The following is a 13,610-nucleotide window of genomic DNA, read 5'->3' as shown; positions in this document are numbered from 1 at the left end:
AGTGTAACATATTTGTAATTATTTTACCCAAAAAAGTTCCAAAGGTAAAGCAGGTACGAAAAATCTTTACAGATTGTTCACGAATTAGAAACAATTTGCTCCATAAAATGGTGCTTTTTCTACTGTTTTGGAGAATCTTCCGGCGGAATGTTCTTAAAGAACTTATCCCAGTCAAAGCCGTCGCGGTCGGGGCCGCTGGTTCGGCCGGAGCTGATATCGGTATATTCGCCGGAGGGCAGGTTGGGAGCCTCTACTGGTGATTGGATTTCTTGGGGCTGTGCCTGAGCAGCGGGCTCAATGCCTTCGTCGAGTGCCTGAGGAAGAGCAGACGGAGCCTTTTTGGGAGCGGGCTTCGGCATGGGGATGGCGGGCAGCGGGCCGGTAACGCCGGCAGGTGCTGAACGCCTTTTGTTGAGGAAGAACTGACGGTATACAAACAGAACCACACCGGCCACACCGGCGAGAATCAGTGCGATGCCGCCGAGAAGCAGGCTCGAAGTGCCGCCGGAGGAGCTGCCGTTTGTCGGCGTATCCTCTCTCAAAAATCCGTCGGTGCTGGCAAGGCCGCTGCCCGCACCGGAAAGCAGACCCTGTAAATCGTCAGAGGTAAAGTCGGTGGGCGCGCGGCTGTCTGGGTCAGCGGAGGCCACGCCCGCGGGCGGTGCAACATACACCGGCGCCTTGGAGGAGGACGGTTCATGACTGGTGGGTCTGGAGGAGCTCTCTGTTTCACCGGGCTCCTCAGCCGGCTGACTGCTTATCGTTTCGTCGGGGTTGCTTGTGACGCCGCTCTCGGTTCCGCCGCTTTGATCGGTGCCGGAGCTGCTTTGCCCGTTCGTATCGGAGGAGTTCTGGTTGTCCCCGCCGCCGTTTGAGGATTCGGGATCAGTTTGCCCACCGCTGCTTGGATCAGTAGCGCCGTTAGAGACATCGGGCGGTTGCGGCGCATCGTCTATAGTGCCTTGAGTACCCTGCGAAACACCAGCGTTGATCTCCTGCCCTTGCGGGGGGATGTTGCTGGTCGCGAAAGCAGTGGCGGAAAAAACCGACAAACTGAAAAGAACGGCTGCAGCCGCAGGAAGAAGCTTGCGCCGTTTGTGGGTAGAGATATCCATGGTACAGAAGCCTCCGGTCGTTATCATTCTGAAAAGTAAATTGGACTTATCATAGCACAAAACCGGAAAAAAATACAACCTGGATTTCATGAACGGATTTGAAATTCTTTTTCTTTTCTTCTGAAAGGAGACAAAAAACACACCGATTTGAGGGGCATTTCAGCGAAAATCGGATGGATTCTTTTTTAAAAACAGAAAAGGAATCGGAAGGTTTTTCTTGTCCACAAGGCAGTAACCCCCCAGACACAGAGTGTGATCTGTGCCCGGGGGTTACTGCGGCCCAGATGAACCGGGCGAATCTATATCGGGATCAGGAGAAATGGAGATGTCATTGGAGAAAGGCTGAAAGCCTGCTACAAAAGCCGCCCGTTCGTCTGTGCGGTACGGGCATACCACTCGGCGGAATCCTTTACGATGCGGCGCTGGGTGGGATAGTGCAGATACACAAGGCCCATCCGTTCGTCGTAGCCGTTGTTCCATTCAAAGTTGTCGGTCAGGCTCCAGTGAAAATATCCCTTGATCGGTACGCCCTCGGCGCAGCATTCGCGCAGCTCGAGCAGGTAGCGGTGCAGAAAATCGATGCGGTCGGGGTCGTGCACCTTTCCATCAAGAAAAATCCGGTCGTTGCAGGACTGCCCGTTTTCGGTAATGTAGATCGGCAGACGGTACCGCCGGTACAGCCAGCGCGGGCCGTAGCGCATCACCTGCGGTGTGACCGGCCATTTCAGCGCGGTGCGCGCGAATCCCAGAATCCGATCCATATATTCTCCGTGTTCATCCACCTGAGTGCCGTTGTAGACGTTCACGCCCAAAAAATCCAGCGGCTGACGGATGATTGCCCAGTTCTCCTGCGGAATGCTGTCGGCGAGCGCCTGCAGCTCGGGCGGGAGGGAGCCGAGGAGAATGGCGTCGAGAAACCAGGTGTGGGTGAACCACCACCGATCCCCCTGCGCAAGAAAGGAGGCACGTTCAGCGGCTGCGCGGTTTTCGGCGGTGTCGTGCAAAGGGTAGCACAGCTTGCCGGTGGAGGCTGCACCGATCTGTACGGGCTCTTCACTTTTCTGTCGGATGGCCTGCACGGCCAGCCCGTGCGCCAAAAGCGCGTTGGCGGCGCAGGCGAACAGCTCGGAGCCCTCCAGGCATACGCCCGGGGCATGCTCTCCCGTGCCGTAGCCTAGCCCGATAAAGCACTGGGGCTCGTTTAACGTGCAGTAATGGCGTACCCGCCCCGCAAAATGTCGGGCGACCAAGCCCGCGTACTCTGCAAACGCCAGCGCGGTTTCGCGGCTGCGCCAGCCGCCCTGCCGTTCCAGTGCCAAGGGCAAATCCCAGTGGTACAGCGTGACGTAAGGGGTGATCCCTTCGGCCAGCAGCAGGTCGATCAGATCATCATAATAATCGAGGCCCGCGCGGTTCGGCTCGCCGCGCCCGTCGGGGAAAATGCGGGGCCACGAGAGGGAGAACCGGTAGGCGGAAAGACCAAGCTGCTTTAAAAGGAGCACGTCCTCGCGGAAGCGCCGCAGGCCATCGCAGGCGATGTCGCCCGTCTCATTGTTCCGGATGGCCCCGGGGCGGGTGCAGAATTCATCCCAGATACTGTCGCCGCGCCCGGAGCGGTTACCCTCTGTTTGGTAGGAGGAGCTTGCGGCTCCCCAGACAAACTGTTTCGGAAATTCCATAGGCACCTCACTTGATCGTTCGTTCCCTTTTGGTGGCTTGATGCAGATACGGCGATTTCTTCCTCCGCTGCAGGCGAAGGAAGAAATCGGCAACTTTTTTAAGTGACATGGCTTTATAATGGCAGAATCACTTCAACGGTGCACTCGCTCTGGCCGGGCCGATGGGGGATCAGTTCCCCGGAAAGGCGCTGGCCGTCTATTGAAATTCCGGCAGACTCACCCGCCTGCGCGCGCCGTACCGAAATATGGTATACGGTGCCGCGAAAGGTTCGGGTCACCCGGTAGTGCGTAAGCTCCTGCGGCAGGCAGGGGTGAATCCGAAGACCGTCGAAGTCCGGCTGAATTCCAAGGATCGCCTGGCTGATGTTGACAAACGCCCATGCGGCGGTTCCGGTGAGCCAGCTGTTTTTGGCCTCACCGTACCGCGGCGCGCTGCGCCCGGCGATCATCTGGCTGTATACGTAAGGCTCCGTGCGGTGAATCTCGCTGGATTCCTCCACCCATGCGGGGCAGGTTCTGCGGTACAGGTCGAACGCGTTTTCGCCGTCGCCCAAAACGGTGTGGGCGATGCTGAACCACGGATTGTTGTGGCAGAACACAGCGCCGTTTTCTTTATATCCGGGCGGGTAGCTGGTGATTTCGCCCAGCTCCTTGTGGTAGCTGGTGTAGCAGGGGGTGAGCAGCTCCACGCCGAAGCGGTTGCCCAGCAGCTCGCGGGCGTTTTTAAGCGCCTGTGGGGCCAACCCCTGCCGTGCGCCGATGCCTGCCATCACGCAGAAGCCCTGTGGCTCAATATAAATTTTACCCTCATCGCATTCGTGGCTGCCCACCTTTTGCCCTTCGGCGTCGTAGGCGCGCAGAAACCATTCGCCGTCCCAGCCGTGTGCCAGCACAGCGGCTTCCATCTGCTGTACGCGCTGCTCCACAAAACGCTGCTCCTCTACATCGCCGTAACGGCGGCAGAGTTCTGCGTATTCACGCCCGTATTTTACAAACATGGCGGCGATCAAAACGCTTTCCGCCGTCTCACTGTCAAAATTCTGGGTGGTCTGAAAGCTTTCGCCCGGTTCCTCCGAAAAGCAGTTCAGATTCAGGCAGTCGTTCCAGTCGGCACGGCCGATCAATGGCAGGCCGTGCGGCCCTAGGTGATTGAGTGTATAGGTGATGCTGCGCCGCAGATGCTCGAACAGCGTCTGCTCTGAGCCTGCGCGGTTGTTGAAGGGCACCGGCTCGTTTAAGATACTGCTGTCGCCTGTTTCACGCAGGTAAGCGGCGGTGCAGGCGATTAGCCACAGCGGGTCGTCGTTGAAACCGGAGCCGACATCAGCGTTGCCGCGCTTGGTCAGCGGCTGGTATTGGTGGTAGGTGCTGCCGTCTTCAAACTGAATGGCGGCAATATCGAGAATGCGCCGGCGTGCGCGGTCGGGGATCAGGTGAACGAATCCGAGCAAATCCTGGCAGCTGTCGCGAAAGCCCATGCCGCGCCCGGTTCCGCTCTCAAAATAGCTGGCGCTGCGGCTCATGTTGAACGTTACCATGCACTGATATTGATTCCACACATTCACCATGCGGTTCAGTTGATCGTTTGCGCTTTCGAGAGAAAAGCGGCTTAAAAGGGCGTCCCAGTACTCCGCAAGCTCCCGGAGCGCGGCGCGGACCTGCTCCGGGCGGGCGAACTGCTCCATCAAACGGCGCGCGGGCGCTTTCTGAATCACATCCGGCGCTTCCCACTTTTCTTCGGGCGGCAGCTCCGCGTAGCCCAGTACAAAAATCAGCTCGCGGCTTTCGCCGGGCTGCAGAACAAGATCGATGCGGTGGGAAGCGATGGGGTACCACCCGCTGGCGATGCTCCTGAAGCTGACGCCCTGTTTGACTGCCGCTGGGGTCTCCCACGAGCCAAACTGCCCGAGAAAGCGCTCCCGGTCGGTGTCAAACCCGCTGATGGGAGCATTGACTCCATAGAAAGCATAGTGATTTCTGCGCTCGCGGTATTCGGTTTTGTGGTACAGCACGCTGCCGTCCACCTCCACTTCGCCGATGCTCAAATTCCGCTGAAAGTTCTGCGCGTCGTCCACCGCGTTCCACAGGCACCATTCCAGCGCGCTGTACAGCTGAATCGTTTTCTCTGTGTCACCCGTATTCTCAAGGTGAAGAAGATTGACCTCGCACGGCTTTCCCAGCGGCACAAAGCAGGTCAGCTCCGCGCGGATTCCGTGCCGCCGGCCCTCCAGTACAGTGTAGCCGAGACCGTGGCGGCAGCGGTAGTCCTCCAGCTCCGTTTTGCACGGAAGAAAGCCGGGGCTCCAAAGATCGCCGCCGTCCTTTATGTAGTAGCGCCGTCCGCCCATGTCTGCGGGTACCTCGTTGTAGCGGTAACGGGTGATACGGCGCAGTTTGGCGTCCCGGTAAAAGCTGTAGCCGCCCCCGGTGTTGGAAATCAGGCTGAAAAAGCCGTCGTTCCCCAGGTAGTTGATCCACGGCAGGGGAGTGGCCGGGGTCTGTATCACATATTCTCTGGCGTTATCGTCAAAGTAACCGTATTTCATGGCGCTCCATCCTCATATCATCAGTTTTCAAATCAGCCTTCAAAAGCGCATTGCAATCACTGTAGCTGACAAGGGAAGGAATCCATCGTCTGTCAGCAAGCCGAAGCCCTGCTTTGGGCTGCTTAGGGAAGTGGTTAACATCAATTTACGAAATCGTTTAAGTATATTGATATTATAGGTCTGCTGCAGAAAAAAAGCAATAGCAAATTGGGAAGGCACGAAATATCTCATGTTTTCAACAATTTCTGACCGTGATCTTTTTCAATGTGAATAATTCATCACGAAAACGTATTCTGATTTTTGAGATTTTTTAAACGGTTTCACGAGAAAAACACGGATTTCACTGGGCTACACCCTACTCTATTTAAACATTATTACAAAAAACAGAAAAAATATTTCAAAAATCTATTGAAATAACGTTAGAGTAGTGGTAATATGAACTCAGAAATCGATTAAGTAACCATTTGCCCTGATTCTGAAAATCCTTTATAATGATCCCAGAATCTGAGGCGGAGGGATCCATACTATGGTCACGATCAAGGATATTTCTGAAAAATGTGGTGTTTCCCGCGCAACGGTCAGCAAGGCGCTGAACGGACATAAGGATATCAGCGAGAGCACCGGCGAGTACATTCGGAACGTCGCCCGCGAAATGGGGTACCTGCCCAATGCCGCGGCCCGTTCGCTCAAAACCAAAAGGACCAATAATCTGGGCGTTTTGTTCGTAGACAAAACCTGCAGCGGACTGACCCATGAGTACTTCTCTGCGGTGCTCGAAAGCTTTAAAGTGGAAGCGGAGCGCTTGGGGTACGACATCACCTTCATCAGCCGCAACATCGGCTCGGCCTCCATGAGCTATTACGAGCACTGCAAATACCGGGGGTGCGACGGCGTTGTGATCGCCAGCGTGGATTTCAGCGACGAAATGGTGATCGAGCTGGTGAAAAGCGAAATCCCCACGGTTACCATCGACCATGTGTTTAACGGCCGCACCGCCATATTGTCAGACAATGTGCAGGGAATCCGCGATCTGGTGGAGTACGTTTACCAGTGCGGGCACCGGCGCATCGCGTATATTCACGGTGAAGACACGTCGGTCACTCAGAAGCGCCTCGCAAGCTTTTACCGCACGTGTGCGGAGCTTTCGATTGAGGTGCCGAACGAGTACGTAAAGGACGCATTGTACCACGATCCCAAGTCCAGCGGTTTGGCCACGCGAGAGCTGCTGGAGCTTTCGGAGCGGCCCACCTGCATTCTCTATCCCGATGATTTTTCCTTCATCGGCGGCATGAACGAGATCGAGCGCCACGGCCTGCATATCCCGGAGGATATCAGCGTGGCCGGATACGACGGCATTTATCTTTCGCAGGTTCTGCGCCCCAGGATTACCACCCTGCGGCAGGATACCGGCGTGCTGGGGCGCGAGGCCGCGGCTCGTTTGGTTGAGGCGATTGAACGCCCCAAGCTGGCCATCCCCCAGCAGGTGATGGTGGCGGGGCATCTGATTCCCGGCAGCTCGGTTCGAAAAATGTAACTTCAGGCTCTCGGCGGGTGCGGGGAATGCAGAACCCTCTTTGTGTTGTGTCAGTTTCCCTTTTTAGGAAGGTTAAAAACGCATTATTTTAAGGAGGAGCTATGTTATGAAATCATTCCAAAAGGCCACGGCTGCCCTGCTGGCATCTTTGATGCTGGTTTCTTCGGCGGGCTGCGGCAGCAACACCACACCCGCTTCGTCGGCAGCCCCAGCAGGGTCTTCCGCCCCGGCTGCGAATACGGATTCCGCCAAAACCCTACGCATTTACGGATGGAATACCGAATTCCAGGATCGCTTCAACACCTACTTTAAAGATGCCGGCAAGCTGCCGGAGGGCATTAACGTGGAGTGGGTCATCACCCCAAATGAAAACAATGCTTACCAGAACAAGCTGGATGCGGATTTGAAAGCACAGGATTCCGCAGCCGACAAGATCGACATTTTCCTGATTGAAGCGGACTATGCGCTTAAATATGTCGATTCCGATTATACACTGGACGTGAAGGGTGATGTCGGCCTGACCGACGACGACCTGAAGGATCAGTACCAGTACACCAAGGATATCGCGACCGACAGCAATGGTAAGCTCAAAGCGGTTTCCTGGCAGGCCACTCCCGGTCTCTTTGCCTATCGCCGCTCGATCGCCAAGGATATTCTGGGTTCCGATGATCCCGCAAAGGTGCAGCAGGCCCTGAGCGACTGGGATAAATTCAACGCCGTTGCAAAGACCGCGGCTGACAAGGGCTACAAAATGCTTTCCGGTTACGATGATTCCTATCGTACCTTCGCGAACAACATCACGTCTCCGTGGGTAGACGCGAACGATACGATCCATATTGACCCCATTATGATGAAGTGGGTCGATCAGACCAAGGAATTCACCGATAAGAACTACAATAATAAGACCTCTCTGTGGGCTCCCGAGTGGGGCGCCGACCAAGGCCCGAACGGCAAGGTGTTCGGCTTCTTCTATTCCACCTGGGGCATCAACTTTACACTGCTAGGCAATTCGCTGGCCACTCCTGTGGCGGAGGGCGGCAAAGCGGAGGTGGGCAACGGCGTTTACGGAGATTATGCGGTGTGCCAGGGCCCGGCGAACTACTACTGGGGCGGCAGCTGGATCTGCGGAGCCAAGGGCAGCGATAACGTCGATCTCGTGCGCGACGTCATGAAGACTCTGACCTGTGATGCGGCCACCATGAAAAAGATCACCGAGGATACCGAGGACTTTACCAACAACCAGACCGCGATGGGCGAGCTGGCGAAGAGCGATTACAAATCCGCGTTCCTGGGCGGCCAGAACCATATTGCCCTGTTTGCCGAGGCGGCCCCGAAGATCAATATGAAGAATATCTCCAAGTATGATCAGGGCATGACGGAAGAATTCCAGAAGGCGTTCAAGGATTACTTTGACGGTAACGTCACGAAAGATCAGGCGCTGGATAACTTCTATAAGGCCATCATTGAAAAATACCCGAATCTGAAGCGTGCCTCCTGATTTTTCTCATACTCTTTCAACTGTCCCACCAGGCGTCCTCCCTTTCAGGGAGCGGGTTCCCGCTCCCTGGGGCCGGGGGCCTGTGTTTCTACAATCCCCCGATTTGAGGTGATACTCTATGCCCGGCACCACGTTAACCAAACCCGAAGCGTCTTCTTCGCAGCAGTATCCCGCGTCAAACGGTGCAAACAAGAAAACAAAAGGCGTAAGCTATTCCAAATGGGGATATTTTTTTATCGCCCCATTCTTTCTGGCGTTTGCCGTATTCTCACTGGTTCCGCTGATCTCTACCTTTTATAACAGCTTTTTTGAAAATTACTGGGTGGGTCTGACCCAGGTTGGCCCCCGATTCGTGGGGCTGCAAAATTACAGTACCCTTTTTTCCGACGGCGACCTGGCCGCTTACGCGGGCAATACCGCGATCATCTGGCTGATGGGATTTTTGCCGCAGATCATCTTTTCTCTGCTGCTGGCGGTCTGGTTTACCGACCTGCGCCTGCATCTGCGTGCCGCCGGATTCTTTAAAACCGTCATCTATCTGCCCAACCTGATTATGGCTGCGGCGTTTTCCATGCTGTTTTTCACCCTGTTTTCCGATTCCGGGCCGGTCAACAGCATTTTACTATCCATGGGGATGGAGTCCCCCTACCGATTCCTTGCAAACGTGTGGAGCACTCGGGGGCTTGTAGCCCTGATGAACTTTCTGATGTGGTACGGCAACACCACGATTTTGCTGATGGCGGCGATCCTCGGGATTGATACGGCACTGTTTGAGGCGGCCGAGATCGACGGGGCTACGGCGTTCGAGTCCTTTCGGAAGATCACTCTGCCGCTGATCCGCCCTATCCTTGTCTATGTGCTGATCACCTCGCTGATTGGCGGCATCCAGATGTTCGACGTGCCGCAGATTCTGACCAACGGCAACGGCAATCCCAACCGCACGAGCCTGACTCTGGTCATGTACCTGAATAAGCATCTGTTCAGTGAAAACGTGGGCATGGCAGGCGCTGTTTCGGTGCTGCTGTTTGTGGTTTCCGCCGTGCTGAGCGTCATTGTGTACTTCAGCATCCGTGAGAAAAAACAGCCGAAGGGAGGCGCTGGAAAATGAAAGACAACGCCGCAAGAGAAAATCTGGGCGTTCTGCGTCTGCGTCGTGGCATCGCGTATCTGGTTCTGCTTTTTCTGACGTTCCTTTCTCTGTTTGCGTTCTATATTCTTTTCATCAATGCCACGCGCTCGCATCCGGATATTCAAAAAGGCTTTTCCTTTTTCCCGGGCGCTTCGCTGGGGGCCAACTTTACAAACCTGATGCACAACGCGAATTTGCCGGTGCTCAGCGGCTTGATGAACAGCCTGCTGGTGGCGTCGCTGTCGGCAGTGTTTGCCACGTATTTCTCTACCATGACGGCATTTGGAATTCATGCGTACCGGTTCCGGCTGAACCAGGCCGCGTTTTCGTGCATCCTGATGGTGATGATGGTGCCCACGCAGGTTACGGCCCTGGGCTTTGTCCGCCTGATGGCGAGCATGGGCTTCAAGGATTCGTTCATTCCGCTGACGGTTCCGGCAATCGCCTCACCGGTCGTGTTCTTCTTCATGATCCAGTACATGAAAAGCTCTTTGCCGCTGGAGGTGATTGAGGCCGCGCGGATCGACGGAGCGGGCGAGTTCTACGCCTTTAACCGCATTGTGCTCCCCATGATGAAGCCGGCCATCGCCGTGCAGGCGATTTTCACCTTCGTCAGTTCGTGGAACAATTACTTTCTGCCGGCGCTGATCCTCGATTCCAAAAAGAAGCTGACAATGCCGATCCTGATCGCGCAGCTGCGCAGCGCGGATTTTATGAAGTTCGATATGGGGCAGGTATATCTGCTGATCGCACTGGCGATTTTCCCGGTGGTGATCGTGTACCTTTGTCTTTCCAAATTCATCGTGCGCGGTGTCGCGCTGGGCAGTGTAAAGGGTTGATTTGCTTTTCCTCCAATATATATCGAAGCCGCTTTCCCCATAGAAAACAGGACAGTCCGCGCAGCTGCGCGGACTGTCCTGTTTTGGTTCCGGCTCGGGAAACCGGAGCAATATTATACATCGTGAAAAACTTCACAAAAGACCAACCCGCTTGAAATAAAATTACTTTACCGAAAAAACATAAAACGAAAGACCTCCGAACGAAAACGTCCGGAGGTCACTTCGCTTTTTATGAGGTCGCAAGGCCCCGCGTATGAGGGGCAGACGGCAATTGAATTTATTTTACGCCGAACAGCAGCTCGCCGTATGTGGGGAAGGGCCAGTAGGTTCTGCCCACCAGAAGCTCCATTTCGTCCGCGATTTCGCGGGCCACTTCCATGCGGGACAGCACTTCTTCGCGGTAGTATCTGGCTTCCTTGAGGAAATCGCCGGACTCTTCCGTGTGATCTACAGCTTTCTGCAGGCTGTCGGCCGCTTCAAACAGCTTCGCGGAAAGAGCGCTGAGCTTTTCGATCTGTGCCTTTTCCAGAGCGCAGTCGATTCCAAGGTTCTTCTTGTTGATCGCCTGTGCGCTCAGGTCGCCGGTGTAGGAGCTGACAGCCGGGAGGATATCCTTATGGATCATTTCGAGCATCGTCAGGGCCTCAATGTGAACCTGCTTGATGTACTTCTCCAGAATGATCTCATAGCGGGATTTCAGCTCGGTTTCCGTCAGTACACCCTGGCGCTCAAACAGCTCGACATTTTCCTTGCGGGGGTAGTAAGCCAGCGCTTCAGGGGTGCTCTTCAGGTTCAGCAGACCACGACGCGCGGCTTCCTCAACCCACTCTGCGGAATAGTTGTTGCCGTTGAAGACAATCCGCTTGTGTTCCTTGAGTGTCTTGCGAATCAGATCGGTCAGCGCATCGGGGAGGTTGTCGGCTTTCTCAAGCTCATCCGCGAAGCCAGCCAGCGCGTCTGCGATGATGGTGTTCAGCATAATATTGATACATCCGATCGAGCTGGAGGAACCCTGCATACGGAATTCAAATTTATTGCCGGTGAACGCCATGGGAGAAGTGCGGTTACGGTCGGTGGAATCCTTGCGGATGGGGGGGAGAATATCCGCACCGATTTTCACAAACCGGCGGCCCTTGGCCTTATATTCGGTGCCGTCTTCAATCGCATTCAGAACATTTTCCAGTTCTTCGCCGATGAAGATGGAGACAATGGCGGGAGGTGCTTCGTTGCCGCCCAGGCGATGGTCGTTGCCGGCATCCGCTACGGCAATGCGCAGCAGATCCTGATGCTCGTCGACCGCCTTGATGATCGCTGTGAGGAACAGCAGGAACTGGGCGTTCTCGGTCGGGGAATCACCGGGATCCAGCAAGTTCATGCCGGTGTCGGTAGAGATGGAATAGTTGTTGTGCTTGCCGCTGCCGTTGATGCGTGCAAACGGCTTTTCGTGCAGCAGGCAGGTCAGCCCGTGGCGGGCGGCGACCTTCTTCATCACTTCCATCGTCAGCTGGTTCTGGTCGGTAGCCTGGCTGCAGTGGGTGAAAATGGGAGCCATTTCATGCTGCGCCGGGGCAACCTCGTTGTGCTTTGTTTTGCTCAGGACGCCGAGCTTCCACAGCTCCTCATCCATCTCTTTCATGAAATCGCCAACCGTAACCTTCAGCTCGCCAAAGTAATGGTCATCCAGCTCCTGGCCCTTGGGCGGCTTTGCGCCGAACAGGGTGCGGCCGGTATATACCAGATCCTCTCTCTGCAGGAACTTTTCCTCAGGAACGAGGAAGTACTCCTGCTCGGGGCCGACGGTAACGCTGGTGCTCTTTACATCGTCGTGGCCGAACAGCTTTAATACGCGAATCACCTGCTTGTTCAAAGCAGAGATCGAGCGCAGCAGCGGCGCTTTTTTGTCCAGAGCTTCTCCGCCGTAAGAACAGAATACGGTCGGAATAAACAAGGAGCCGTCTCTGATAAACGCGTCAGAGGTCGGGTCCCACGCGGTGTAGCCGCGGGCTTCGAAAGTGGCGCGAATACCGCCGTTCGGGAAGCTGGAAGCATCCGGCTCGCCCTGAATGAGCTCTTTGCCGGAGAATTCCATAATCACCCTGCCGTCGCCGGTCGGGCTGATAAAGCCGTCGTGTTTGCCGGCGGTGATGCCCGTCATAGGCTGGAACCAATGGGTATAATGTGTTGCTCCTTTTTCTATTGCCCAGTTTTTCATGGCGTTCGCAACAACATTCGCCACTTGAGCATCAAGAGGAATCCCCTCGTCTCTTGTTTTCTTTAATGCCTTGTAAGTATCCTTGGGTAACCTGTCTTTCATAACACTTTCGTTAAATACCAAGCTTCCAAAAATCTCCGGAATCTTACTCATACGGCTGCCTCCTTTTGGGTTGATAAACAAAAAAACGCTGCAGGTATCCTAAGTACCTACAGCGCCATTACTGTTTTCACACGAGTAATTATAACAAACGGATTACCGGCTGTCAATGCTCCGTAACAAAAAAGTATTCGCATCAAAAGCGAAAATTATACTGCCTGAATTGATTTTTTTGGTGGTTTACACGATTTCGTGCGGCAGCCTTTGTTTGGGGAGTCTGATGACCGGGCCGTTCGATGATTCATAGCCAGCTTATGCGGGAAAAAGAAAAAAGTTTCCAATTGCCAAAAAAGCGGTGAGAAACGCGGAATAAATAGCTGTACTCTGGCAGTTCGGTCATATGCAACAAGTACGCTCCCTTCTTTTCAGCGTTTGCAGCCCGCTTTCCATCATTTTCAGCGGCCTGACTATTTTTATCGGATTACTTTGTATGTTGTTTTCTGGTAAAGAAAGGTTTACATTCCTGTAAAATTCCTCTACAATAAAACCATTCGTATAATCGGGTGCCGAAATCCTACTGATCTTCCATCAAACAGGAGAAACCAAAGCTTTGTTTTTGCTGTTCAGTGGACAATCAGTATCAGGCACCCCTAAAGTGTGATTGTTGCTGGATGCAGAAAGACGGATGCGCATGAAAATACCTTTTTTAAATGCAAGCGCCAGTGAAAGACGCGACATGATTTTGTACAGCGGCATTTCCAAAACGTTGATGCTGCTCGCGATGCCATCATTGATGATGGGTCTGGTACAGTCCATGATGCCGCTGTCGGATGGGCTGTTCATCAATAATATTGCGGGGCCATATGTGGCCAGCGCAGTTACATACTGCGTGCCGATCCTCAACATGGTCGTCGCGCTGTCGCAGGGGCTTGGCTCGGCGGGCATGGCGGTGATCGGCC

8 protein-coding genes and 1 pseudogene are annotated in these 13,610 nt (G+C 54.6%); 5 read left to right on the top strand and 4 right to left on the bottom strand.

The annotated features are described in order from the left end of the window. Positions 1 to 119 precede the first annotated feature (119 nt). From TY09_RS12825 to TY09_RS12815, 3 genes are all read right to left on the bottom strand, one after another. Positions 120 to 1,115 (bottom strand): hypothetical protein, encoded by a 996-nt coding sequence (locus TY09_RS12825; RefSeq protein WP_042435083.1) that lies wholly within the window; start codon positions 1,113 to 1,115, stop codon positions 120 to 122. 353 nt (positions 1,116 to 1,468) lie between these two features. Beyond that, positions 1,469 to 2,794, bottom strand: a complete 1,326-nt coding sequence (locus TY09_RS12820) for a GH1 family beta-glucosidase (protein ID WP_042435082.1) — start codon at positions 2,792 to 2,794, stop codon at positions 1,469 to 1,471. Between the two features lie 113 nt (positions 2,795 to 2,907). After that, positions 2,908 to 5,340: a GH36-type glycosyl hydrolase domain-containing protein gene (locus TY09_RS12815; protein WP_042435081.1), complete on the bottom strand. Its 2,433-nt coding sequence runs from the start codon at positions 5,338 to 5,340 to the stop codon at positions 2,908 to 2,910. Between the two features lie 526 nt (positions 5,341 to 5,866). Here TY09_RS12815 and TY09_RS12810 point away from each other — a divergent pair. The 4 genes from TY09_RS12810 to TY09_RS12795 all read left to right on the top strand — a co-directional run bounded on the left by TY09_RS12810 (position 5,867) and on the right by TY09_RS12795 (position 10,340). Further along, positions 5,867 to 6,874 (top strand): LacI family DNA-binding transcriptional regulator, encoded by a 1,008-nt coding sequence (locus TY09_RS12810; protein ID WP_042435080.1) that lies wholly within the window; start codon positions 5,867 to 5,869, stop codon positions 6,872 to 6,874. Between the two features lie 106 nt (positions 6,875 to 6,980). Then, entirely contained in the window at positions 6,981 to 8,372 is a 1,392-nt protein-coding gene (locus TY09_RS12805) for an ABC transporter substrate-binding protein (RefSeq protein WP_042435078.1), read from the top strand. Between the two features lie 118 nt (positions 8,373 to 8,490). Beyond that, on the top strand, positions 8,491 to 9,480 hold the full coding sequence (locus tag TY09_RS12800) for a carbohydrate ABC transporter permease (RefSeq protein WP_052335648.1): 990 nt from the start codon (positions 8,491 to 8,493) through the stop codon (positions 9,478 to 9,480). After that, a complete protein-coding gene (locus TY09_RS12795) occupies positions 9,477 to 10,340 on the top strand; it encodes a carbohydrate ABC transporter permease (RefSeq protein ID WP_009063356.1) in 864 nt (287 codons plus the stop codon). The genes TY09_RS12800 and TY09_RS12795 overlap by 4 nt, the downstream gene beginning before the upstream one ends. Positions 10,341 to 10,617: 277 nt before the next feature. Here TY09_RS12795 and TY09_RS12790 read toward each other — a convergent pair whose 3' ends face one another. Beyond that, positions 10,618 to 12,705, bottom strand: coding sequence for a glutamine synthetase III family protein (locus TY09_RS12790; protein ID WP_042435075.1), 2,088 nt, complete (start codon positions 12,703 to 12,705; stop codon positions 10,618 to 10,620). Positions 12,706 to 13,342: 637 nt separating this feature from the next. Here TY09_RS12790 and TY09_RS12785 point away from each other — a divergent pair. Continuing rightward, a pseudogene (locus TY09_RS12785) lies at positions 13,343 to 13,610 on the top strand (MATE family efflux transporter); the annotation flags it as partial.

It is taken from the genome of Faecalispora jeddahensis (assembly GCF_000577335.1).
Classification (GTDB): Bacteria; Bacillota; Clostridia; order Oscillospirales; family Acutalibacteraceae; genus Faecalispora; species Faecalispora jeddahensis.
Note: the sequence above shows the minus strand (reverse complement) of the source record. Positions and strands in the feature narration are given on the sequence as shown.